General features: G+C 72.8%; 25 protein-coding genes. 13 read left to right on the top strand and 12 right to left on the bottom strand.

The annotated features are described in order from the left end of the window. The first annotated feature begins 137 nt into the window (after positions 1 to 137). Entirely contained in the window at positions 138 to 1,508 is a 1,371-nt protein-coding gene (locus QF034_RS39825) for an NAD(P)/FAD-dependent oxidoreductase (protein ID WP_307179515.1), read from the top strand. 87 nt (positions 1,509 to 1,595) lie between these two features. Further along, entirely contained in the window at positions 1,596 to 3,836 is a 2,241-nt protein-coding gene (locus QF034_RS39820; RefSeq protein WP_307179514.1) for an FUSC family protein, read from the top strand. A gap of 606 nt (positions 3,837 to 4,442) precedes the next feature. Here the strand turns inward: QF034_RS39820 and QF034_RS39815 are convergent. The 6 genes from QF034_RS39815 to QF034_RS39790 all read right to left on the bottom strand — a co-directional run bounded on the left by QF034_RS39815 (position 4,443) and on the right by QF034_RS39790 (position 8,605). Beyond that, on the bottom strand, positions 4,443 to 4,877 hold the full coding sequence (locus QF034_RS39815; protein WP_086565567.1) for a hypothetical protein: 435 nt from the start codon (positions 4,875 to 4,877) through the stop codon (positions 4,443 to 4,445). A 28-nt stretch (positions 4,878 to 4,905) separates the two neighbouring features. Further along, on the bottom strand, positions 4,906 to 5,745 hold the full coding sequence (locus tag QF034_RS39810; protein ID WP_307179513.1) for a DUF1206 domain-containing protein: 840 nt from the start codon (positions 5,743 to 5,745) through the stop codon (positions 4,906 to 4,908). A gap of 103 nt (positions 5,746 to 5,848) precedes the next feature. Further along, the gene (locus tag QF034_RS39805) at positions 5,849 to 6,706 is read right to left on the bottom strand and encodes an ANTAR domain-containing protein (protein ID WP_307179512.1); all 858 of its coding nucleotides are present in this window, start codon (positions 6,704 to 6,706) and stop codon (positions 5,849 to 5,851) included. Positions 6,707 to 6,818: 112 nt separating this feature from the next. Continuing rightward, a complete protein-coding gene (locus QF034_RS39800) occupies positions 6,819 to 7,079 on the bottom strand; it encodes a DUF5133 domain-containing protein (protein ID WP_307179511.1) in 261 nt (86 codons plus the stop codon). A gap of 29 nt (positions 7,080 to 7,108) precedes the next feature. Then, complete coding sequence (locus QF034_RS39795) at positions 7,109 to 7,963, bottom strand: SigB/SigF/SigG family RNA polymerase sigma factor (protein WP_307179510.1); 855 nt, start codon at positions 7,961 to 7,963, stop codon at positions 7,109 to 7,111. 207 nt (positions 7,964 to 8,170) lie between these two features. Continuing rightward, complete coding sequence (locus QF034_RS39790; protein ID WP_307179509.1) at positions 8,171 to 8,605, bottom strand: ATP-binding protein; 435 nt, start codon at positions 8,603 to 8,605, stop codon at positions 8,171 to 8,173. A 305-nt stretch (positions 8,606 to 8,910) separates the two neighbouring features. Here QF034_RS39790 and QF034_RS39785 point away from each other — a divergent pair, with 305 nt between their 5' ends. The 3 genes from QF034_RS39785 to QF034_RS39775 all read left to right on the top strand — a co-directional run bounded on the left by QF034_RS39785 (position 8,911) and on the right by QF034_RS39775 (position 11,397). Beyond that, complete coding sequence (locus QF034_RS39785) at positions 8,911 to 9,132, top strand: hypothetical protein (protein ID WP_307179508.1); 222 nt, start codon at positions 8,911 to 8,913, stop codon at positions 9,130 to 9,132. Between the two features lie 69 nt (positions 9,133 to 9,201). Then, entirely contained in the window at positions 9,202 to 10,680 is a 1,479-nt protein-coding gene (locus QF034_RS39780) for an aminotransferase class I/II-fold pyridoxal phosphate-dependent enzyme (RefSeq protein ID WP_307179507.1), read from the top strand. Positions 10,681 to 10,941: 261 nt separating this feature from the next. Then, positions 10,942 to 11,397, top strand: a complete 456-nt coding sequence (locus tag QF034_RS39775; protein ID WP_307179506.1) for a cyclic nucleotide-binding domain-containing protein — start codon at positions 10,942 to 10,944, stop codon at positions 11,395 to 11,397. A gap of 4 nt (positions 11,398 to 11,401) precedes the next feature. Here the strand turns inward: QF034_RS39775 and QF034_RS39770 are convergent, their stop codons facing one another. Together QF034_RS39770 and QF034_RS39765 are read right to left on the bottom strand one after the other, a co-directional pair. Further along, positions 11,402 to 12,694, bottom strand: a complete 1,293-nt coding sequence (locus QF034_RS39770) for an MFS transporter (protein ID WP_307179505.1) — start codon at positions 12,692 to 12,694, stop codon at positions 11,402 to 11,404. 83 nt (positions 12,695 to 12,777) lie between these two features. Further along, entirely contained in the window at positions 12,778 to 13,395 is a 618-nt protein-coding gene (locus QF034_RS39765; RefSeq protein WP_307179504.1) for a LysE/ArgO family amino acid transporter, read from the bottom strand. 66 nt (positions 13,396 to 13,461) lie between these two features. Here QF034_RS39765 and QF034_RS39760 point away from each other — a divergent pair, with 66 nt between their 5' ends. The 3 genes from QF034_RS39760 (at position 13,462) to QF034_RS39750 (ending at position 14,840) form a co-directional block, all read left to right on the top strand. Next, positions 13,462 to 14,361: a LysR family transcriptional regulator ArgP gene (locus tag QF034_RS39760; RefSeq protein WP_307179503.1), complete on the top strand. Its 900-nt coding sequence runs from the start codon at positions 13,462 to 13,464 to the stop codon at positions 14,359 to 14,361. Next, on the top strand, positions 14,358 to 14,486 hold the full coding sequence (locus tag QF034_RS39755; protein WP_307179502.1) for a hypothetical protein: 129 nt from the start codon (positions 14,358 to 14,360) through the stop codon (positions 14,484 to 14,486). The genes QF034_RS39760 and QF034_RS39755 overlap by 4 nt, the downstream gene beginning before the upstream one ends. A gap of 102 nt (positions 14,487 to 14,588) precedes the next feature. Then, positions 14,589 to 14,840 carry a WhiB family transcriptional regulator gene (locus tag QF034_RS39750; RefSeq protein ID WP_307179501.1) on the top strand — a complete coding sequence of 84 codons (252 nt, stop codon included), beginning with the start codon at positions 14,589 to 14,591 and terminating at the stop codon, positions 14,838 to 14,840. Between the two features lie 26 nt (positions 14,841 to 14,866). Here the strand turns inward: QF034_RS39750 and QF034_RS39745 are convergent, their stop codons facing one another. Then, entirely contained in the window at positions 14,867 to 15,310 is a 444-nt protein-coding gene (locus QF034_RS39745; RefSeq protein ID WP_307179500.1) for a DUF6098 family protein, read from the bottom strand. Between the two features lie 164 nt (positions 15,311 to 15,474). On the opposite strand from QF034_RS39745, the gene QF034_RS39740 reads away from it, so the two are divergent. Next, on the top strand, positions 15,475 to 15,825 hold the full coding sequence (locus QF034_RS39740) for a DUF488 domain-containing protein (RefSeq protein WP_307179499.1): 351 nt from the start codon (positions 15,475 to 15,477) through the stop codon (positions 15,823 to 15,825). A 22-nt stretch (positions 15,826 to 15,847) separates the two neighbouring features. Here QF034_RS39740 and QF034_RS39735 read toward each other — a convergent pair whose 3' ends face one another. Both QF034_RS39735 and QF034_RS39730 read right to left on the bottom strand, forming a co-directional pair. Continuing rightward, on the bottom strand, positions 15,848 to 17,521 hold the full coding sequence (locus QF034_RS39735; protein WP_307179498.1) for an FAD-binding dehydrogenase: 1,674 nt from the start codon (positions 17,519 to 17,521) through the stop codon (positions 15,848 to 15,850). A gap of 17 nt (positions 17,522 to 17,538) precedes the next feature. Further along, the gene (locus QF034_RS39730; protein ID WP_307179497.1) at positions 17,539 to 18,177 is read right to left on the bottom strand and encodes a TetR/AcrR family transcriptional regulator; all 639 of its coding nucleotides are present in this window, start codon (positions 18,175 to 18,177) and stop codon (positions 17,539 to 17,541) included. Between the two features lie 111 nt (positions 18,178 to 18,288). Here QF034_RS39730 and QF034_RS39725 point away from each other — a divergent pair, with 111 nt between their 5' ends. The 3 genes from QF034_RS39725 to QF034_RS39715 all read left to right on the top strand — a co-directional run bounded on the left by QF034_RS39725 (position 18,289) and on the right by QF034_RS39715 (position 21,049). Then, positions 18,289 to 18,912, top strand: coding sequence for an alpha-ketoglutarate-dependent dioxygenase AlkB family protein (locus QF034_RS39725; RefSeq protein WP_307179496.1), 624 nt, complete (start codon positions 18,289 to 18,291; stop codon positions 18,910 to 18,912). Positions 18,913 to 19,028: 116 nt separating this feature from the next. Then, on the top strand, positions 19,029 to 19,775 hold the full coding sequence (locus tag QF034_RS39720; RefSeq protein ID WP_307179495.1) for an MBL fold metallo-hydrolase: 747 nt from the start codon (positions 19,029 to 19,031) through the stop codon (positions 19,773 to 19,775). 41 nt (positions 19,776 to 19,816) lie between these two features. Further along, positions 19,817 to 21,049, top strand: coding sequence for a DUF4032 domain-containing protein (locus QF034_RS39715; protein WP_307179494.1), 1,233 nt, complete (start codon positions 19,817 to 19,819; stop codon positions 21,047 to 21,049). A gap of 13 nt (positions 21,050 to 21,062) precedes the next feature. Here QF034_RS39715 and QF034_RS39710 read toward each other — a convergent pair whose 3' ends face one another. Beyond that, a complete protein-coding gene (locus QF034_RS39710; RefSeq protein WP_307179493.1) occupies positions 21,063 to 21,944 on the bottom strand; it encodes a universal stress protein in 882 nt (293 codons plus the stop codon). Between the two features lie 76 nt (positions 21,945 to 22,020). Between QF034_RS39710 and QF034_RS39705 the strand changes: the two genes are divergently transcribed. Then, a complete protein-coding gene (locus QF034_RS39705) occupies positions 22,021 to 22,374 on the top strand; it encodes a VOC family protein (protein ID WP_307179492.1) in 354 nt (117 codons plus the stop codon). The last annotated feature ends 14 nt before the right edge of the window (positions 22,375 to 22,388 follow it).

Genomic DNA, 22,388 nt, shown 5'->3' with positions numbered 1-22,388 from the left:
GATCGACGCGTTCGTCTGCCCGCCGCGTCCGACTGGCGTGCCGGTCGAAGACGCGGTGGGATCAATGGGGTGCGAACCAGCGATCCAGGGGCAGTCGATAGGCGTTCGAGGCAGACCGCCTGGAGCCGCAGAAAGGGATGAACACCGTGACACGACCCAGGATCCTGGTGGTTGGCGCAGGCTTCGCCGGCGTGGAGTGCGTCCGCCGTCTGGAACGGAAACTCTCCCCGGACGAGGCCGACGTCACTCTGGTGACGCCGTTCGCCTACCAGCTCTACCTGCCGCTGCTCCCCCAGGTCGCCTCCGGGGTGCTGACGCCGCAGTCGATCGCCGTCTCGCTGCGCCGCAGCAAGAAGTACCGCACGCGGATCATTCCGGGCGGGGCCATCGGAGTCGATCTGAAGTCCAAGGTCTGCGTCATCCGCACGATCACGGACCAGATCGTCAACGAGCGGTACGACTACATCGTGCTGGCGCCCGGCAGCATCACCCGCACCTTCGACATCCCGGGGCTGACGGACCACGCGTTCGGGATGAAGACGCTCGCCGAGGCCGCGTACGTCCGTGACCACGTCATCTCGCAGCTGGACCTGGCCGACGCGAGCCAGGACCCCGAGGAGCGGGCCTCGCGGCTGCAGTTCGTGGTGGTCGGCGGCGGCTACGCGGGCACCGAGACCGCGGCGTGCCTGCAGCGGCTGACGCACGCCGCCGTCAAGCGGTACCCGCGGCTGGACCCGGGCCTGATCAAGTGGCATCTGATCGACATCGCGCCGAAGCTGATGCCGGAACTCGGCGACAAGCTCGGCAGCAGCGCGCAGGAGATCCTGCGCCGGCGGGGCATCGAGATCTCCCTCGGCGTCTCCATCGCGAAGGCGGGCCCGGAGGAGGTCACCTTCACCGACGGGCGGGTGATCCCGACCCGCACGCTCATCTGGACGGCCGGGGTCGTCGCCAGTCCCCTCATCGCGACGCTGGACGCCGAGACGGTCAAGGGGCGGCTCGCGGTCGCCCCCGAGATGAACCTGCCGGGCGACGACGGGGTGTTCGCGCTGGGCGACTCGGCCGCCGTGCCCGACCTGGCCAAGGGGGACGGGGCCATGTGCCCGCCCACGGCGCAGCACGCCATGCGCCAGGGCAGGCATGTCGCCGACAACGTCATCGCGTCGCTGCGGGGCGGGGCGATGCGGCCGTACGTCCACAAGGACCTGGGGCTCGTCGTCGACCTCGGCGGCACCGACGCGGTCTCCAAGCCGCTCGGCATCGAGCTGCGCGGCCTGCCCGCCCAGGCCGTGGCACGCGGCTACCACTGGTCGGCGCTGCGCACCAACGTCGCCAAGACCCGGGTGATGACCAACTGGCTCCTCAACGCGGTCGCCGGCGACGACTTCGTCCGGACCGGGTTCCAGGCACGCAAGGCCGCGCGGCTGAAGGACTTCGAGTACACCGACGCCTATCTGACGCCGGAACAGGTACGGGCACACGCCGAGGGCACCGCCCGGCTGGAGTAGGGCCGGGCCGGAGAGGGCCTTCCGCTCGTGGCATGTCATGCTGAGGTGCGGATCTTGGTGTGGTGAGTCGGGAGAGAGTGCGGCGGCGTGAGGGCAGCGGGACGGTCGGTGCGGGCACGACTGCGGGACCGGGTCGCCGCGTCCGACCCGGGGCTGCTGCGCCTGACGGCGGGGCTGCGGACGGTCGGCGCCATCGCCCTCACGCTGGCCGTGCTCGCCCTGCTGCGGGCCGATGTGCATCTGCTGGTGGCGGCGGCCATGGCGGCGATGGTCGCCACCTTCGCCATCCGGGAGAAGCAGCTCGGCGCGCAGGCCGTGACACTGGCGCTGGGCCTGCCGGTGGCGCTGGCCTCCGTGTCGCTGGGCGCGGTGCTCAACGCGCGGCTCTACGCCGGTGACGTCTTCTTCGTCGTCCTGATCTTCTGCGCGGTCTACGGCCGCCGGTTCGGCGACCGGGGCACGGCGCTCGGGCTGATCGGCTTCCAGGTCTACTTCCTGTCCCTGTTCGTGGGCGCCGAGGTCTCCTCACTGCCCACGCTGTGCGGTGCCATCACCCTGGCGTTCTGCTCCAGTGCCCTGCTGCGCTTCGCGGTCGTGCCCGCGACCCCGGCGGGTGTCCTGCTGCGGCTGAGGCTGGCCTTCCGCGCCCGGCTCGCCCAGCTGGTGTCCGCGCAGCTCGACCTCCTCGACGCCGGCGCGGACGAGATGGACAAGGCCCTGGACGCCGTGCGCGAGGGCACCGCGGCGCTGCACGAGACGGCGATGATGATCCAGGCGCGGCTGGAGGAGGGCACCCCCGACGAGTCGGCGGCGCGGCTCGTGCAGCGCCGTATCGCGGACGCCGAGATCGCCGCTGAGCGGCTCGGACTGCTGCTGCTGACCGCCCGCAGCGCCGAACGGGCCGACACGCTCACCCTGCACCTGCCGGGCGCGCCCGCGCCGTCGGTGGGTCAGCTGGCCGTGCCGGACGAGGCCACCGCCACGCTCCGCCGCGACCTTCAGGCGCTGCGCACCCTTGTGCTGCGGGCCGGAAGCGGCGACACGGGGACCGCTCTGGCGCATGTGCGCAACCGGCTCCTCGGCTACCGGGACGAGGAGAACCTGCCGCCCGCGCCCGCCGCCGTCCAGGACGTGTTCCGGGGCATCGGCGAGGCGGCCCGCTCGGTGCTGGGGCTGCGGATCGCGCTGGACGGCCCGCAGGACGAGTCCGACGACACCCCCGCGACGGCCCGCTCCCGCGAGGAGCTGGACGCGGAGGACGCCGCGATCGACAGCGCCGAGGAGCCGTCGGAGGAGGAAGAGACGGGGCTGCGGCGGCCCACCACGCGCGCGGCCGTGCAGGTCGCCGTCGGCTCGGCGCTGGCCATCGTGGGCGGCGAGCTGCTGTCCACGCAGCGCTGGTACTGGGCGGTGCTGACGTGCTGGATCGTCTTCCTGAACACCGCCTCGACGGGCGAGATCCTGGTCAAGGGCTACCGTCGGCTGCTGGGCACGGTGTTCGGCGTGGTGGCGGGCATCCTCCTGGCGGGTCTGGTCGGAAAGCACACCGTGACGGCGTTCGCGCTGGTCCTGGTGCTGATCTTCGCGATGTTCTACGTGGCGCCGCTGTCGTACACGCTGATGTCGTTCTTCGTGACCGCGATGCTGGGGCTGCTGTACACGCTGCTGCACACCTACAGCCTCGACGTGCTCGTGCTGCGGGTGGAGGAGACGGCGCTGGGTGCGGCCTGCGGAGTGGTCGCGGCGGCGCTGGTGCTGCCGGTGCGGACCGACCGCCGGACGAACGAGCTGCTCGAAACCGTTCTGGAGCGGCTTGCCGAGGTCACCGAGGCCGCCGTCGGCCAGCTGAGCGGCGGATCGGCGGACGACCTGCTGGACAAGGCACGCGACCTCGACCAGGCGCTGGCCGACCTGCGGGCCGCCACGCAGCCGCTGACTCATCCGGTCACACCGCTGCGGGCCCGCCGCCACACGGCCCGCTACGTGGTGGCACTGCTGGAGACCTGCGCGTACCACGCGCGGACGCTGGCGGCCACCGCCGAGCTGCTGCCCACGCATCCCTCGATCGCGGCGGACCCCCGGCTGCGCGGGGCCGCGGGGCGCACCGTGCGCAACATCGAGACCATCGCGGCCCGGGTCGCCGACGAGCACGCCGCCGCGCGGATCGAGACCGGGCCGAGCATCGCCTCGCTGCTGGGCTCCGACGCCGGCACACCCCGCTACGGCCGGATCACCGACCGGGTGCTGCGGCATCTGGAGCGACTGGACGAGGCCGTGGTGGGACTCGCCCGGCCACTGGACGTGCCGGTGGCGGAACCGCGGGCCTGAGGGGCCGGGGGCCAGGGGCCAGGGGCCGGGGGCCAGGGGCCGGGGACCGGTGGCCGGGGTCCGGAGGCCGGAGAGCGAGAACCGGGGACGGAGGCCGGAAACCCAGGACCGGGGGCCGGAAGCCGGGGACCGGAGGCCGGAAGCCGGAAACCGAGGACCGGAGGCCGGAAACCGGGGAATGGGGACCGATGGCCGGGGATCGGAGGCCGGGGGCCGGAAACCCTGGACCGGAGACCGGAGACCGGAGACCGGGGGCCGGAAGCCGGAGACCCAGGACCGGGAACCGGAGGCCGGAAAACCCCGAACCGGAGATCGAGGACTGGAAGCCGGAGACCGAGGACCGGGAACGGAGGCCGGAAACCCAGGACCGGAGACCGAGGACCGGGGCCCGGAGGTCGGGGGCCCAGGGGCCCGGGGGCCCGGAGGGCGCCGGGGGCCCGGGGCCCGGGGGCCCGGAGGCCCGGGGGCCCGGGGGCCCGGAGGCCCGGGGGCCCGGAGGCCCGGAGGCCCGGGGGCCCGGAGGCCCGGGGGCCCGGAGGCCCGGGGGCCCGGAGGCCCGGAGGGCGGGCCCGGGGCCGAAGGCCGAAAGCCAGGCGCCGGGGCCGCTCAGAAGTCGGTGGGCAGGCCGCTCACCTCGGCGATGCCCCGCAGCTCCTCCGTCTGCCGGTGCCGTTCCTTGATGTAGTCGGCGATCTCGCCGAGGCGGACGGGGTCGGACGCGGTGGACGCGTCCGTGACGATCCTGACCGGGCCGGTCTCGTCGACGTCGAGTTCGATCACTTCGTTGTCCAGGCGGCCGGTGACGGCGGTGGCGATGACGAGGGCCACCTCGTCACGGACCTCCTGGGGCAGTTCGTCGTCGGCCCCGGAGTCGAGCGCGAAGTCGAGGCTGGACAGGCGCTCCTCGTCGATCGCCTGGAGGACCGGTTCCACCACGCGCATCAGGAGGCGGTAGTCGTCCGTGTCCATCCGGATGCGCAGGAGGTCCAGGTACACGTCCACGGGCCGGCCGTCGCCATGCGGAATCTCGGAATCGCTCATTGGCTTCGTGTTCCCCGGATGGCGCGGCTCAGACGCGGCGCCAGCGGGCCATGGCGAAGGAGAACACCCCGAACAGCACCAGCCCGGCCGCGACGAAGACCAGCAGCCAGGGGCCGAGGGGGGTGTCGGCGAAGCTGCGCAGGGTGTCGTCCAGGCCCTTGGCCCGGTCGGGTTCGTAGTCGATCGCCGCGCGGACGGCGAAGACCCCGGCCACGGCGAACACCAGCCCGCGGGCGGCGCCGCCCGCCACGCCGGTGACGTCCACCAGGCGCCGTGTCCGGGGGCTCAGCTGCCCGAGCCGGAGCTTGTCGTGGTACTTGCGGAGCACCGCCCGTACGCCGATCCAGCCGCCGGCCACGACGATCGCGAGGCCGGCCGCGCCGACCAGCCACTGGCCGGCGGGCATCTCCAGGGCCCTGGCGGTGGCGTCCTGGGACTGCCGGTCGCTGGATCCCCCACCGCTGCTGCCGCGGCCCGCCGCGAACGACAGCACGGAGTAGGCGACGAAGACGTAGAACGCGAAGCGGGCGGTCGCCAGCAGTCGCTTGCGTGCGCTGCGGCCGTCCGGTCCGACGGAGCCGAACAGCATCTCGGACAGCCGCCACAGGGCCATGCCGGCGAGGCCGACGCCCAGTGCCCAGAGCAGCACCGCGCCGAACGGCTGCTGCGCCAGTGCGGCCAGGGCTCCCCCGCGGTCGGCCTGCTCACCCGTGTCGCCGAAAGCGATCTGCAGTGCCAGAGCTCCGACGAGCAGATAGATCACACCCCGGGCGGCCAGGCCCGCCCGTGCCGCCCCCTCGATCGCCGAGCCCCGCGCCGCTCGCCGGGCCCGGATCCGACCGCCTTGTGCCATCGCACTCGTGTTCATGTAGACCTCCCGGCACTCCGGATGCCCCGGCTCGGTCGGCACACACCCGGCCCGTTCGCCGGACCAGGGGATTCCGGTCACGGCGGGGTCTGCCGCGTGGGGGTCAGGACCGCCGGAGCCTCGACCCCCGGCCGGCGCGGCCGAGGGCGTGCAGGTGCTCCAGGGCGTCCAGGACCACCGTGCGGTCGTGCCAGGCGAGCCACCGGCCCGCCTCACCGCCCACGGTGTCGAGAGCCTTGGTCTGGGCCGCCGTCAGTCCCTGGAGGGGCCGGTCCAGGTGCGCCGAGACCATGCCGACGCACAGGCCGGACGGCGTGGTCAGCGGAACGCTGTGACAGGCCCTGCTGCCCGCCGCGAGGATGGCCCGGCGGGCCGGTTCGCTGAACACCGGGTCGCTCTCCACGTCCCGCACGGTGACCTGGGCGAGGTCTCGGGCGGCCCGCGCACAGGCGGTTCCGTCGTCGCCGACGTGGGCGAAGAAGTCGACGAAGTCGGGCGGGTGTCCGGTGTGCTCCTCGAGGCGCAGGCCGCCCCGTGCCCGGTCGGTGAGCTGGACGTTGCCCATGTCGGTGTCGACCACTGCAAGGGTGCTGCTCAGCACGGCCTTCAGGACGGCGCCGCGGCTGCCGGACCCGGACCGGTGGGCCGAGGTGAAGGTCAGGTCCGGTTCCGGCCGGCGGACGCGGCGCGGGAACCACAGCCGTTCCCGGCTGTCGGGGGGCGGTGCGCTCACCAGGAACCCCGCCAGGGTCCGCAGCTTGACGTTGTACCGCTGGGACGCCCGCTGCATCAGCGCGAAGGCGCTCTCCCCGTCGGGCAGCGCGTACCGCTCCTGAAGCATGCCTTGTGCCTGTGAGATCAGCGGGTAGACGCGGGCCCGGGCCCGGAGGTCGCGCACCTCGGCGCGCAGGCGCTCCAGTTCGGCGTCGTCGTGTGCGGCCTTCCGTCCCGCTGTGGACATGGAACTCCCCGGTCTAGGTGGCGTGACGCGAGAGAGCCCGGCCTCGGCTGCCGCCGTCGGCCGGGCCCCTTCGGTGCCACGCCTTCCCCGTCACGTCATGCGCACACTCCGATCACGCGGGCTCCGGGGTCGGCGTGCGCTGCGCGGTGGCCGTGGCGGGTTCGCGGGCCGGTGCGGGCGCGGTCGCGAGCCACCGGTGAGCGACCTCCAGGGCACGCTCGACGTCCCGGGTGCCGGTGGACACGCACAACGTGTACGCCAGGTCACGTGCCCGCGCGCTCAGGTCGGCCGGTTCGCTCGCTCTCACGGCGGCCGACAGGGCCTCGTACTCGTCGACGAGGCGGCGGAGCACGGCTGGATGGGGCCTCAGCATGGTTCCTCGCTCCTCGGTTGCTCGGGTGGTCAGGCCGTCGTGGAGGTGCCGCGGTTGCCCGTCCGCTGCCCCAGCACCTCGTCGCGCACGCGGGCGCAGCTGCGGCTGATGAGGCGGGAGACGTGCATCTGGGAGATGCCCAGGTGATCGGCGATGCGGCTCTGTGTCATGTCCTCGAAGAACCGCATGTAGAGGATGGCCCGCTCGCGTTCCGGCAGGCGGCGCAGGCCTTCCTTGGCGGACTCGCGGTCGACGACGACGTCGTAGGACGAGTCGGCCGCGCCGAGGGTGTCCGCGAGGCTGTAGCCGTCGTCGTCGGCCGAGAGTTCGGCGTCCAGCGACAGGGTGCTGAAGCTTTCCAGCGCCTCGAGCCCGGCGCTGACCTCTTCCTCGGTCAGGCCGGTGTGGGCGGCGATGTCCGCCACGGAGGGCTCGGGGCTGCCCGGGTTCTGGGTGAGTTCACGGCGTGCCACCCGCACCTTGTTGCGCAGTTCCTGCACGCGGCGGGGGACCCGCAGAGCCCACATGCGGTCCCGGAAGTGCCGCTTGACCTCACCGGTGATGGTGGGCACGGCGTAGCTCTCGAAGGCTCCCCGGCTCGGGTCGAACCGGTCGATGGCCTTGACGAGCCCCAGGGCGGCCACCTGCCGGAGGTCCTCGATCGACTCTCCGCGGTCGCGGAAACGGCCGGCGATGCGGTGGGCCATGGGCAGCCACAGCGTGACGAGTTCGTCGCGGACGGCTTCCCGGTCGGGCCCTTCCTCCAGCTCTGCCAGCCGGGCGAAGAGGGCCGCGGTGTCCGGAGCGTCGTCGTGCCGCCGCCGGGTGGCGGTGGTCGTCGTTTCGGGCGTGCCGGGACGGTTGGTGGGCGTATCGATGAGCATGCGGATTCGCTCCTGAAGAACGGTGGTCTCAGGGACTTACCGCGGGGCGGTCGCTGCCCGGATCGCCTGGAGGGCCTCCGGGGCAGTCATACACACCGCTCCCGCTGGCGCGCCTCCGGTCCGAAGCACGAGATTGCGTCTGCCCTGGCCCCGGTGGAACAAACTCCACTTTGCTGAGCAATCTGGAGTGAACCAATCCGTGGGTGTTCAGGCCAGGGGGACGACGGCGGTGATGCACTTGCCGCCGGCGGGCAGGTCGGACACGCGGACGTCACGGGAGAGCCGGCAGACGATGGGCCAGCCGTGACCGCCGTGCCGCAGCCGTCCGTGGGGATCCGCGGGCGGCGCGGTCACCGGCAGTTCGTCGCTGCGGTCGCTCACCGAGAGCCGTACACCGGGCCCGTCGACGTCGACCTGGAAGTCGGTGACCCCGCCGCCGTGCAGGATCGCGTTGGTCGTCAGCTCCGAGGCGACGAGCAGCGCGTCGGACAGGGCGTCCGCGTCACACGCGGTATGGGTCGTGCGGCAGCGCTCGGCCACGGCGCGCTGCACGGCCCGGCGTGCCTCGGCGGGTTTGCACGGCCGGGCCCGGCGCGCACCGGGCGGCTCGAATACGGATTCGATCATGTGCTCCTCGCACATCCTTCAGCTCCCTGCTCGGTCAGAACATGACCCGGGTTCGGACCCCCGTACGTGGCCGCCCGCCCGGGCACACCTCGGGCTCACGGACCCGCTGTTCGGTGTTTCCTTCCACCGCCCGCGGTTTCGGGGCGCATCGCGTGAGCGCCGCGGGTCTCTTGGTTCGGCTGACCTCTCCCCGCACCTGCAAACCTCGGTCCGCACCACTGCCCGAAAAAGGACCCGAAAAGACCCCTGGGAGATGCGGAAGATCCGGGACGGCCGTGAATCGTTGCCATCACCACGCGTCGCCGGGGTACGCGGGGTGCATGACCGATGTGGTGGATTCCGACGAACTGCTGCGGCGCATCCAGCGCGCGAGGGCCTGCGCGGTGCACGAGGAGCGGACGTGGCAGACCAGGAGCGAGGAACTGGGCCCGACCGACCCGCAGGGGGCCCGGGACGCGACCGTGCGGCAGATGTCCTACGAGGCGGTGCTGACGGTGCTGGACGAGATCCTGACTCCGGGCAAACACACCGCGGAGGGCTGACCAGGAGGTCCGCTGCCCGCTGACGGGCAGGGGCGGATTGTGAGGGCACCCGCCGGGAACCCGGTGCGCATGACAGTCGACCACACCAGAGCACCGGTCCTGGAAGCCCTGGACGAGTACCGCCGCAAGGGGCACCTCTCCTTCACCCCGCCCGGGCACAAGCAGGCCCGCGGCGCCGACCCGGCGGTCCGGGAGGTCCTCGGTGACGCGGTCTTCCACGGCGATGTGCTGGCCTCGGGCGGTCTGGACGACCGGCTCACCCGGGGGCGGGTGCTGCAACGCGCCCAGGAGCTGATGGCCGACGCGGTGCACGCCGAGCACACGTTCTTCAGCACCTGCGGCAGTTCCCTGTCGGTGAAGGCCGCGATGCTGTCGGTCGCCGGGCCGCACGAGAAGCTGCTGATCGGGCGTGACGCCCACAAGTCGGTGGTGGCGGGGCTGATCATCTCCGGTATCGAGCCCGTCTGGGTCGAGCCGCGGTGGGACGCCGAGCGGCACCTGGCCCATCCCCCGTCCGCCGCGGACTTCGACCGGGCCTTCCACGCCCACCCGGACGCGCGGGGCGCGCTGGTCACGAGCCCCACGCCGTACGGCGGCTGCGCGGATCTGCGGGCGGTCGCCGAGGTGTGCCACCGGCGCTCGCTCCCGCTGATCGTGGACGAGGCCTGGGGCGCGCATCTGCCGTTCCACCCCGGTCTGCCGTCCTGGGCGATGGACGCGGGCGCGGACATCTGCGTGACCAGCATCCACAAGATGGGCAGCGGTCTGGAGCAGGGCTCGGTCTTCCATCTCCAGGGCGATCTGGTCCCGCCGGCGCTGCTGGGGATGCGCGCGGACCTGCTGGGCACCACCAGCCCGTCGGTGCTGATCTTCGCGGGTCTGGACGGCTGGCGGCGGCAGATGGCGCTGCACGGCGAGGAGCTGATGGGCGGCGCGCTGGAACTCGCGGCCGAGGTCCGGTCCGCCATCGAGGAGATCGACGGGCTGCACGTCAACGACCGCGACGACTTCTGCGGTCCGGGCCTGTCCGACGACCTCGACCCGCTGCCCGGCGTCATCGACCTCACCGGGCTGAGGATCACGGGCTTCCAGGCGGCGGACTGGCTGCGCGAGCACCGGCAGATCGACGCGCACCTGGTGGACCACCGCCGCATCGGCGCGCAGATCACCCACGGCGACGACCGGGAGACGACCGGGCAGTTGCTGGAGGCGCTGCGGGACCTCGCGCGGGCCGCGCGGGAACTGCCCCGGGCGCCACGGGTGGAGGTGCCGTCACCGGCGGGGCTGCGGATGGAACAGGCGGTGCTGCCCCGGGACGCGTTCTTCGGCCCGGCCGAGGACGTGCCGGTGGCGCGGGCGGCGGGCCGGGTCGCGGCGGAGATGATCACGCCGTATCCCCCCGGCATCCCGGCCGTCCTGCCCGGCGAGCGCCTCACCGAGCCGGTGCTGGCGTACCTGCGGACGGGTCTGGCCGCGGGGATGCACCTGCCCGACCCGACGGATCCCGAACTGGAGACGGTCCGGGTCCTCGCCCGGGAGGCGGAGTGACGTGAAACGGGTCACGCGACCCGGTACGGGGTGCCCGCACGCCCCCTGCATGGTTTACGGTTCATACATACGTGGTGACGGAGTCGACCCACGGTCCTCCGCATCACTGTTTACGGCCCTGGCTGGTTTCCCCCGTCCAGCCAGGGCTTTTTCATGCCCCGGAAAAGTCGGGCACGCCGAGGTGCCCAAGGCCCCGGCAGCGGCTGAAATGGGCGTAGGGAAAGCACCGGAAGTCCACCGCCCGGCGAGGAGCTCCGCGTCATGACCAAAGCGATCAAACTCCTGACCGCCCTGCCCCCGCCCCAGCGGCAGCGCCTGATGACGCTCGCCCGGGAGGTGTCCTTCCCCGAGGACGCCCGGATCTTCGAGGCGGGCGGGACGGCCGACCGCTTCTGGGTCATCCGCTCCGGCGCGGTCTCCCTGGACCAGCAGGTGAACTCCCTCCAGCGGGCGACCGTGGCCAGCCTCGGCGCCGGCGACCTGCTCGGGTGGTCCTGGCTGTTCCCGCCGTACACCTGGGACTTCGGCGCGCAGGCGTTCAGTCCCGTACGGGCCTACGAGTTCGACGCGGCGGCCGTGCTGCGGCTGTGCGAGGAGGATCCGCAGCTCGGGCTGGTGCTGGTGCGCATCGTCGCCGAGGTGCTCGCGCACCGGCTGGAGATGACCCGGGGCAAGCTGATGGAGCAGTACACGCTGCACCGGCGGGGCTCCCTGTGAGGCGTCAGACGCGGTAGCGCCGCAGCGCCGGTACGGCGGCGGCCAGGAGCAGCATCAGGGCGACGACCAGCAGCCCGCCGCCCGCGACGGCGGTCCGGGGGCCGAAGGCGGAGCCCGCGGTGCCGTGCAGCACGTCGGCCAGGCGCGGGCCGCCCGCCACGACGACGGTGAAGACGCCCTGCATGCGCCCGCGCATCTCGTCGGTCGCGGCGGAGAGCAGGATCGCCCCGCGGAAGACCATCGACACCATGTCGGCCACCCCGGCCAGGGCCAGGAAGGCCACGCCCACCCAGAGATTGCGGCTCAGCCCGAACCCTGTGATGGCCACGCCCCAGGCGACGACCGCCCCGATGACCATCCAGCCGTGCCGGCGGGCCCGGGAGAAGGTGCCGGAGAACAGTCCGCCGAGCACGGCGCCGATCGGGATCGCCGCGAACAGCAGCCCCAGCGCGAGTCCCTCGCCGTACGGCCCGTACGTCTGGGCGGCGAGCTGCGGGAACAGGGCGCGGGGCATGCCGAGGACCATGGCGATGATGTCGGCGAGGAAGGACAGCAGCAGCACGGTGTGTCCGGAGATGTAGCGGAAGCCGGCGGCGATCTCCTTCACGCCCGCGCGGCGCACGGCCGTGCCGGCCAGGGGCGGCAGCGACGGCAGCCGGTACACCGCCCACACCGTCACGCATAGCGCGAGGGCGTCGATGAGGTACAGCTCGGGCAGTCCGATGACGGGGATGAGGGCGCCCGCGAGCAGGGGGCCCGCCACCTGGCCGGTCTGCATCACGGTCGAGCCGAGGGCGTTCGCGGCGGGCAGTTCGTCCTCGGGGACGAGGCGGGCGATGGAGGCGTTGCGGGCCGGTGCGTTCAGGCCCCAGAAGGCCTGCTGCACGGCGAGCAGCACCATGAGCGCGGCCACCGACTCCAGGCCGGCGAAGGCCTGGAGCCAGAACAGCAGCGAGGTGACGGCGATGCCGCTGTTGGTGATCAGCAGCAGCTTGCGCCGGTCCATGCTGTCGGCGATCGCCCCGCCCCACAGCGCGAACACGATCAGCGGTACCAGACCGGCCAGGCTGGCGGCGCCGACCCACGCCGAGGAGCCGGTGATGTCGTAGATCTGCTTGGGCACGGCGACGGCGGTGAGCTGGCTGCCGACGGCCGTGACGATGGTCGAGCTCCACAGCCGCCGGTAGGCGGGGCGGCGCAGGGGGCGGGTGTCCATGGCCCAGCGCCGCCAGCCGCGCCGCGGCGGGGCCTGCGGCGCCGGATCCTGCTCTTCCGCCGTGCTCTCGCTCGTGTCCACTCGCCGCTTCCTGGATGCTCGCTACACCTACCGGGCCGGGGATCACTATCGCACCGGCCGCCGGGCGCCGGGGCGCCGAGGTCTCAGCTTCCGGCGATGAGCACGGCACCGAGCACGATCATGGTGGCGGCGACCAGGCCGTCCAGGACCCGCCAGGCGGCGGGCTTGGCGAGGAATCGGCCGAGCAGCCGGGCGCCGAAGCCGAGGGCGGCGAACCAGCACAGGCTGGCCAGTACGGCGCCGAGGCCGAACGTCCAGCGCAGCGGGCCGTGGTCGGCGGCGACGGAGCCGAGCAGGAACACGGTGTCGAGGTAGACGTGCGGGTTGAGCCAGGTCATGGCCAGGCAGGTGAGCACGGCCCGGCGGCGCGATCCGGCCGCCTCCCCGTCTGTGCGCAGCGCGCCGCCGTCCGGCCGGAACACCCGCCGGGCGGCCAGGGCGCCGTAGCACAGCAGGAACGCGCCGCCGATCCAGCCGATCGCCGTCAGCGCTCCCGGCCACGCCACCACCACGGCGCCGACCCCGCCGACCCCGAGCGTGATGAGGGCGGCGTCGGACAGGGCGCAGATGCCGACGACGGCGAGGACGGCGTCCCGCCGGATCCCCTGGCGCAGGACGAAGGCGTTCTGGGCGCCGATGGCGACGATGAGGGACAGGCCGGTGCCGAACCCCGCGGCTGCGGCGGTGAGGGTGCTGGTCATGGCCGTGACGCTACGGACCGGCCCGCCTCAGGTACAGCTAAGGATTCTTACGTATCGTTAGCGGACGTGATGACGGATCTGCCTCTGGACCAGGTACGGACCCTGCTCGCGGTCGTGGACGAGGGGACGTTCGACGCGGCGGCCGCCGCACTGCATGTGACGCCCTCGGCGATCAGTCAGCGCGTGAAGGCGCTGGAGCAGCGCACCGGGCGGGTGCTGCTGCTGCGGACCAAGCCGGTGCGGCCGACGGAGTCGGGCGAGGTGCTGGTGCGGCTGGCCCGGCAGGTGGCGCGGCTGGAGCGCGACGCGTACGAGGAACTCGGGCTGAGCGGTACCGGGGAGCCGACCCGGGTGTCGGTGGCGGTGAACGCGGACTCGCTGGCCACCTGGTTCCTCCGGGTACTCACGCGTGTACCGGAGGAACTGCGGCTCTACTTCGAACTGCGCCGCGAGGACGAGGACCACACGGCGGCGCTGCTGCGGGAGGGCGTGGTGATGGCCGCGGTGACCTCGTCGCCGGACCCCGTGCCGGGCTGTTCCGTCCGGTCGCTGGGGCGGATGCGCTACCTCCCCGTGGCCGCGCCCGGCTTCGCCGCGCGCCACCTCGACGGGCCGCTGGAGCAGGTGCTCCTCGACCTGCCCATGGTGGCCTTCGACCGCCGGGACGACTTCCAGGACGGCTTCGTGCGCCGGCTCACCCGCGGGCGGAGCAGCGCGAGCCCGCTGCGGCACTACGTGCCGACCTCGGAGGGTTTCGTCGAGACCGTGGCGGCCGGACTGGGCTGGGGCCTGGTGCCCGAGGCCCAGGCCGAGCCGCTGCTGCGCGAGGGGCGGCTGGTCGAGCTCGCCCCGGGCCGGACGGTGGACGTGCCGCTGTACTGGCAGCAGTGGAAGCTCGACTCTCCCGCACTGGCGCAGGTGGCGGAGGCGGTGACGGCCGCCGCGGCGCAGGCACTGCGGGTGTGACGCCCTACTCCCCCAGGACGCCCTCCAGTTGGGCCGCCGCGCTGTCACCGGAGGCCTTCCCGGCCCGCCCGTTCCTGGACCTGCTGACGGCCTACGGGCTCGTCCTGGGGGTGCGCGAGCAGTGAGCGGTTCCCGGGCGGCGCTGTTTCACCAGGCCTCGACAGGTGACCCGAAAAGGAGCAATCATCCGAACGGGCACGTTTCTACTGCGATCGCAGGTGACTTCGATGGACAACTGGCGAGACCACGCTGCCTGCCGGCACGAGGACCCCGAGCTCTTCTTCCCGATCGGCACCTCCGGGCCGGCCCTCCTTCAGACGGAGCAGGCCAAGGCGGTGTGCCGACGCTGCCCCGTCCAGGAGCAGTGCTTGCAGTGGGCTCTGGACACGGGGCAGTCCATCGGTGTGTGGGGCGGGACCAGCGAGACGGAACGGCGTGCGCTGAAGCGGCGGACGGCGGCCCGGCGCCGCTCCGGCTGACGCCCTCGCACCACCTCCCCTGGGGATCAGCTGCGGCGCAGCGGCCCCCAGGGGTTCTCCTGCCGGGACACCTCCGCCTTCGCCTCGTCGATCACCTGCTGGTCGATCCAGCACATCGGCCGGGCGTCGGTGACCAGCGGCTCGTTGTCAGGTCCGCGAGAGGTCTCCTTGCCCGCGAGCACCCACGCTCGCACACCGGGCCCCTTCTCGTGCGGCAGATGGGCGTAGTCGTGCAGACGACGCGCCACCCACACCCGGACGGGCCGGTCCTCCCACCAGTCCTCGACGTCGAGGGGGTTGGCGGACAGGCCCGGCATGGGCACGCCCGTCAGATCGTCGGTGCTGGACACGTCGCGGAGATCGGTCTCGGGGCCGCGCGACCAGCGGACGTACAGGCCCTGGTGCCGTTCGACCAGTTCGGTGAGCTCGGCGAGCGTGCGCACGACCGGCAGGTCGTCCGATCCACTCATGTCGTGACCTCCTCCCTCGACGCCGTCAGGCGGACGGAGTACCCGTTCGGCGCGAGCGGAATCGGCCCTTCGGCGCGGCCGGGCGCCGTCACCCGGTCAGGGTTACGCTCGCGGCACACCCGTCCGTCGCAGCAGCTGAGTCGCAGCAGCAGAAGGGGCCGAACATGAGCGTCCGCGTACGCCGCGTCTGCGATCCGCCCGAGCCGGAGGACGGAGTGCGGGTCCTGGTCGACCGGCTGTGGCCACGGGGCCTGGCGAAGGACGCGGCCCGGGTGGACGAGTGGCCGAAGGCGATCACCCCGTCGACGGAGCTGCGCCGCTGGTATCACGCCGGAGAGGGCTCGTACGAGGAGTTCGCCGGGCGGTACGAGGCGGAGCTCGCCGCCGGCGAGGCGGTCGAGCTCCTCGACCACGTCCGTGACCTGGTCCGCACGGGCGACGTGACGCTGCTGACCGCGTCGAAGACGCCGGAGCAGAGCCACGCCGCCGTCCTGGCCCGCCTCGTCCGGAGCTGAGAGGCGGGCCGTCCGGGCACGGTCAGGCGGTCTGCTTCGCCGCCGCCCGGCCCGCCGCCCGGCCCGAGAAGAGGCAGCCGCCGAGGAAGGTGCCCTCCAGCGCGTTGTAGCCGTGGACACCGCCGCCGCCGAATCCGGCGACCTCGCCGGCCGCGTACAGCCCCTCGATCGGCTTGCCGTCGGTCCCGAGGGCGCGCGAGTCGAGGTCGGTCTGGATGCCGCCGAGCGTCTTGCGGGTGAGGATGTGCAGTTTGACGCCGATGAGGGGGCCGGCCGCCGGATCGAGGATGCGGTGCGGGGTGGCGACCCGGCCGAGGCGGTCGCCGATGTAGCGGCGGGCGTTGCGGATGCCCTGCACCTGGGCGTCCTTGGCGTAGGGGTTGGCGATCTGCAGGTCGCGGGCCTCGATCTGGCGGCGGATCCCGGCCGCGTCGAGGAGCGGCTTGTCGGTGAGCTCGTTCATCTTCTCGACGAGCTGTTCGACACTGGGGGCGGTCACGAAGTCGGCGCCCTTGCGCAGGAACGCGTCGACCGGTCCGGGCGCGCCCTTGCCGAGGATGCGTTCCTTCAGGAACCCGGCGCGGTCCTTGGCGGTGATGTCGGGGTTCTGCTCCGAGCCCGACAGGGCGAACTCCTTCTCGATGATCTTCTGCGTGAGGATGAACCAGGAGTGGTCGTACCCGGCGATGTCCTCGGTGGTGCGCAGGTGCTTCAGGGTGCCGAGGGTGTCGTAGCCGGGCAGGTACGGCCCCGGCAGGCGGCGGCCCAGGGCGTCGAACCACATCGAGGACGGGCCGGGCAGGATGCGGATGCCGTGGCCGGGCCAGATCGGGTCCCAGTTCTGCAGGCCCTCGGTGTAGTGCCACATGCGGTCCCGGTTGACCAGCCTGACGCCCGCCTCGGCGCTGATGTCGAGCATCCGTCCGTCGACGTAGGCCGGTACGCCGGTGACCATCTCCTTCGGCGGGGTGCCGAGGCGCTCGGGCCAGTAGCGGCGGACGATGTCGTGGTCGGCGCCGATGCCGCCGCTGGTGACGACGACGGCCTGGGCGGTGAGTTCGAACTCGCCGATGGCGTCGCGGCTGGAGGCGACGCCGCGGGGTGAGGTGTCCTCGGCCAGGACCGTGCCGCGCACGCCACGGGCGCTGCCGTCCTCGACGACCAGTGCGTCGACGCGGTGACGGTGGTGGAAGGTGAGCAGTCCGTCGCGCGCGGCCTGCTTGGCGTAGCGGACGAAGGGTTCCACCACGCCGGTGCCGGTGCCCCAGGCGATGTGGAAGCGGGGCACGGTGTTGCCGTGCCCGTGCGCCGTGAGGTCACCGCGCTCGGCCCAGCCGACGGTGGGCAGGAACGTGATCCCGTGCCCGTTCAGCCAGGACCGCTTCTCCCCCGCGGCGAACTCGACGTAGGCGCGCGCCCAGCGCACGGCCCAGGAGTCCTCGTCCTCCAGCCGGTCGAAGCCGGCGCTGCCCCGCCAGTCGCTCCAGGCCAGCTCGAAGGAGTCCTTGATGCCCAGGCGCCGCTGCTCCGGCGAGTCGACGAGGAACAGCCCGCCGAAGGACCAGAACGCCTGTCCGCCGAGGTTGGCGGCGTTCTCCTGGTCGACGAGGGCGACCCTCCTGCCCCTGCTGGTCAGTTCGTGTGCCGCGACCAGGCCGGCGAGGCCCGCTCCGACGACGATGACGTCGGCATCCATGGCGACCGTTCCCTTCTTCAGTTCCGCGTGTGGCCGGGGGTGCCGCTGCCGTCGGTCAGCAGGGCCGTGAGCAGTTGCTTCAGCCAGACGCGGGCGTGCTCGGTGTCCCGGTCCAGCAGCAGCTGTGTCGTGACGCCGTCGTAGGCCGCGACCACGGCGTGGGCGGCGCCGTCCGTGTCGCCCAGCACGGCGGGCAGTGCGGTGTGCCCGCGGGCGCGGGCGAGCCGGTCGGCGATCGCCTGCCGCAGCCGCGCGCGGTGCTGCAGCAGGCTCCGCGCGACGTCCGGGTCGCGGGCGGCGTGCACCAGGAAGTCCGTCTTCACGAGGAGCCAGTCCCGGTCGAGGAGCAGCACGTCGGTGACGCGGTCCACGGCGGCCGGCACGTCGAGCCCGGGCCCGTCGAGGGCGAGCGCCCCGGACACCTGCTCCGCGATGAGGTCGGCCCGCTCCTGGTAGAGGGCGAAGAACAGCTCGTCGAGGCTGGAGAAGTTGGAGTAGAAGGCGCCCCTGCTGTAGCCGGCGGCCTCGCAGACCTCCTCGATGGAGACGTGCCCGAAGCCCTTGGCCGCGAACACGGAGAACGCCGCGTCCAGGAGGTTGGCGCGGGTGCGGACCCGGCGCCTGGTCACCCGCCCGGTCGTTCCTTCCACGGCCATGTCCCACCCCTCATTCGATACAGGACTGTATTCGATACACCGATGTATCGAAAGCCCGGCGGGCAAGGGAATCCATGGAACACACTTTCGATTACGAGGTACCCTGGGCACATGCACCTCCAGGGCTCCCTCTTCGACCAGACCGACGAGCTGCGGCTCGGGCCTCTGGACGGGATCAGCCGTACCCACCTCGGTTTCGGCGCCTGGCTCGACGTCCTGCCCGGGTGGCTCAGCGGTTCCGACGCGCTGTTCGAACAGCTGGCCGCCGAGGTGCCGTGGCGAGCGGAGCGGCGGACGATGTACGACCACGTCGTCGACGTCCCGCGCCTGCTCGCGTTCTACGGTGCCGAGGACCCGCTGCCGCACCCGGTCCTGACCGAGGCGCGCGACGCGCTGAGCGCCCACTACGGCGAGGAACTGGGCGAGCCGTTCACCACGGCCGGGCTGTGCTACTACCGCGACGGCCGGGACAGCGTGGCCTGGCACGGCGACCGGATCGGCCGCGGGGCGCGCGAGGACACGATGGTCGCCATTCTGTCGGTGGGAGCGCCTCGGGATCTGCTGCTGCGTCCGATGCGGGGCGGGCGCGACACGGTCCGACGGCCGCTGGGCCACGGCGACCTGATCGTGATGGGCGGCTCCTGCCAGCGCACCTGGGAGCACTCCATCCCCAAGAGCACACGGGCGACCGAGCCCCGCATCAGCATCCAGTTCCGCCCGCACGGCGTGCACTGAGCCCGGCCGAACGCCCCGGCCGTCCGGACCCGTTGAGGCGGACCCGGCGGTTCCGCCCGCCGTGGGCTCTGCTTTCCTTCTCTCGTCGGGCTGGGACCACACAACGCGGGGCGATCATGCGGGCAGACGTACACCACGTCGCGGACGGCACCTACCTGGTGCACGGCTCCCACACCAACTGGGTGATCCTCACGGAAGGGGACGCCGTCACGCTGGTCGACACCGGTTACCCCGGCGACCGGGAGCAGCTCCTCGCCTCCCTCGCCGAGGTGGGCAGCTCCCCGGAGGCGGTGGCGGCCGTGCTGATCACGCACGCGCACAACGACCACCTGGGCTCCGCCGAGTACCTGCGCGCCACGCACGGCACGCCCGTCTACCTCCACGAGGCCGAGGTGCCGCACGCGCGCCGCGAGTTCCTGCACCAGGTGTCCCTCGGGACGGTGCTGCGGAACGGCTGGCGCCCCGGGGTGCTGCCGTGGGCCGTGCACGCGCTGCGCTCCGGCGGCACGATGCACAACCCCGTCACGGCCCCCGAGCCCTTCCCGGCGGCGGGCGCCCTGGACCTGCCCGGGCGGCCCGTACCGGTGCACACGCCGGGCCACACCGACGGGCACAGCGCCTACCACGTGCCGGGCACCGGAGTGCTGATCTCCGGCGACGCCCTGGTCAGCGGGCACGCCACCTCGCGGGTCGAGGGGCCGCAGCTGCTGCCGGACATGTTCCACCACGAGCGCCCGCGCGCCGTGGCCTCCCTGGACGTCCTGGCGGAGCTGGAGGGCGAGCTGCTGCTGCCCGGGCACGGCCCGGTCCACCGCGGTCCGTTGCGGGACGCCGCCGACCGGGCCCGGGAGCGCGCCCTCTAATCTGAGGTGACGATCAGCGGCGAGACAAGGACACCCGGCGCATGGCACTTCAGATCAGCGCGACCAACCCGGAGCATCCCGCGCTTCTGCTGGAACTGCCGTGGGACCTGCCCCTGGAGGAGTGGCCGGAGGAGTACCTCGTGCCGCTGCCGCGCGGCATCTCCCGGCACGTGGTGCGCTACTCCCGGGCGGGCGACGAGGTGATCGCCGTCAAGGAGCTGGCCGAGCGGCCCGCGCAGCGCGAGTACGGGCTGCTGCGCGACCTGGACCGGATCGGCATCCCGGCGGTCGACCCGCTGGCCGTGGTCACCGGCCGCACCGACGCGGGCGGCGCCCCGCTGGAGAGCGTGCTGATCACCCGGCACCTGGGCGGTTCGATGCCGTACCGCTCGATGTTCGAGACGACCATGCGCCCGGCCACCATGCACCGGCTGATGGACGCGCTCGCCGTGCTCCTGGTGCGGCTGCATCTGGCCGGGTTCGCCTGGGGCGACTGCTCGTTGTCCAACACCCTCTTCCGGCGTGACGCGGGCGCCTACGCCGCGTATCTGGTGGACGCCGAGACCGGTGACCTGCATCCGCAGCTCAGCTCCGGGCAGCGCGAGTACGACCTGGACCTCGCCCGTGTGAACATCAGCGGGGAGCTGCTGGACCTGGAGGCGTCCGGGGCGCTGCACCCGTCGGTGGACCCGGTCGAGTTCGGCATGGAGATCTGCGCCCGCTACCGCGGCCTGTGGGACGAGCTGACCCGCACCTCCGTCTACCCGGCCGGCAAGCACCACTACATAGAACGCCGGATCCGCCGCCTGAACGACCTCGGCTTCGACGTCGCCGAGATGCAGATCGAGCACGCCTCGAACGGCGACACGGTCACCTTCGTGCCCAAGGTCGTCGACGCGGGGCACCACCAGCGGCAGCTGCTGCGCCTGACCGGGCTCGACGCCGAGGAGAACCAGGCCCGGCGGCTGCTGAACGACCTGGAGAGCTGGATGGCCACCCAGGACGACTACGCCCCGGGCGATCCCCTGGGTGCCCGCCCGGAGGTGCTGGCCCACCGCTGGGTGCGGGAGGTGTTCCGGCCGACCGTGCGGGCGGTGCCGCCCGAACTGCGCGGTTCCATGGACCCGGCGGAGATCTACCACCAGCTCCTCGAACACCGCTGGTACCTGTCCGAGCGGGCCCAGCACGACATCGGCATCGACACGGCGGTCGAGGACTACATCAGGAACATCCTCCCCAAGGCCCGCAAGACGCTCCAGCCGACGGCGGAATGAGCCGCACCCGCGCTCACGCGTGCGGGACCACGGCGACCGGGCAGTCCGCGTGGTGCAGCACCCCGTGCGCCACCGAGCCGATGCGGGCGCCGACGGCCGTACGGTGGGCCCGCCGGCCGACCACCATCAGCTGGGCCGTCCCGGCCACCGACAGCAGCACCTGGCCGGCGCTGCCCATCTCCACGTGCTCCTCCACCGGCACGTCGGGGAAACGCTCCCGCCACGGCCGCACCGCGGCGGCCAGGGCCCTCTTCTCGTACGGCTCCAGTCCCCCGGCCTCATCGAGGAGCTTCAGCGAGCCGGGGCTGTAGGCGAAGACGGGCGGCAGGGTCCAGGCCCGTACGACCCGGACGGTCGCCCCGCGCACGGCCGCCGTCTCGAACGCGAACCGCAGCAGGTCGGCGCTGTCCTCCTCGTCGCCCTGCTGACCCACGACGATCTCCCGCCCGGCGGCCTCGGCCGAGGGCTGGTCACCGGCCCGGACGAGCACGACGGGCCGGGTGGCCTCGGCGATGACCTGCTGGCCGACCGAGCCGAGCAGGAAGCCGACGATGGGCCCGTGCCCGCGCGAGCCGAGCACCAGCAGCTCGGCGCCGGCAGCGACGGCGACCAGGGTGTCGACGACCGGGCCCTCCACGACGTCGGTGGTCACCTCCAGGTCCGGGTGCCGTTCGGTGACGGTCCCGACGGCCTCGGTCACCGCGCTGTGCACCCACTCCGCCTGGCTGTCCGCGTCCCCGGCGATCCCCGCTCCGAGCGCCTCGTGCGGCTGGAACCGCCAGGCGTGCACCACCCGCAGCGGCCGGTCGCGCCGCACCGCCTCACGGGCCGCCCAGGCGAGGGCTGCGAGGCTCTCCTGCGTTCCGTCGACCCCTGCGGTGATCGGGCGTGTCATCCGGCTGCCTCCTTGTGTCATGCCACTGCATGGAAAAGTCACTGCGCCGATGATCAGTTTTCCCTATCCTTCCCGCATGTCTCTGGAGTGGGAGCAGGTAATGGTGGACTCGGCCGATCCCGAGGCCCTGGGCCGCTGGTGGGCCGAGGCGCTGGGCTGGACGGTGGTGAACGACGCACCCGACGAGTTCGAGATCCGGCCCGCCCCGGACCGGCTGCCGGGGTTGCTCTTCACGACGGTGCCGGAGAGCAAGACGGTCAAGAACCGCCTGCACCTCGACTTCCGGCCCGACGACCAGGAGGCCGAGGTGACCCGGCTGCTCGCGCTCGGCGCGCGGCACGCCGATGTCGGGCAGGGCGAGCAGAGCTGGGTGACGCTCGCCGACCCGGAGGGCAACGAGTTCTGCGTGCTGGCGGCCCGCCGGAGCTGATCTCCGTATCGGAG

It is taken from the genome of Streptomyces africanus, from assembly GCF_030816955.1.
Lineage (GTDB): Bacteria > Actinomycetota > Actinomycetes > Streptomycetales > Streptomycetaceae > Streptomyces > Streptomyces africanus.
Note: the sequence above shows the minus strand (reverse complement) of the source record. Positions and strands in the feature narration are given on the sequence as shown.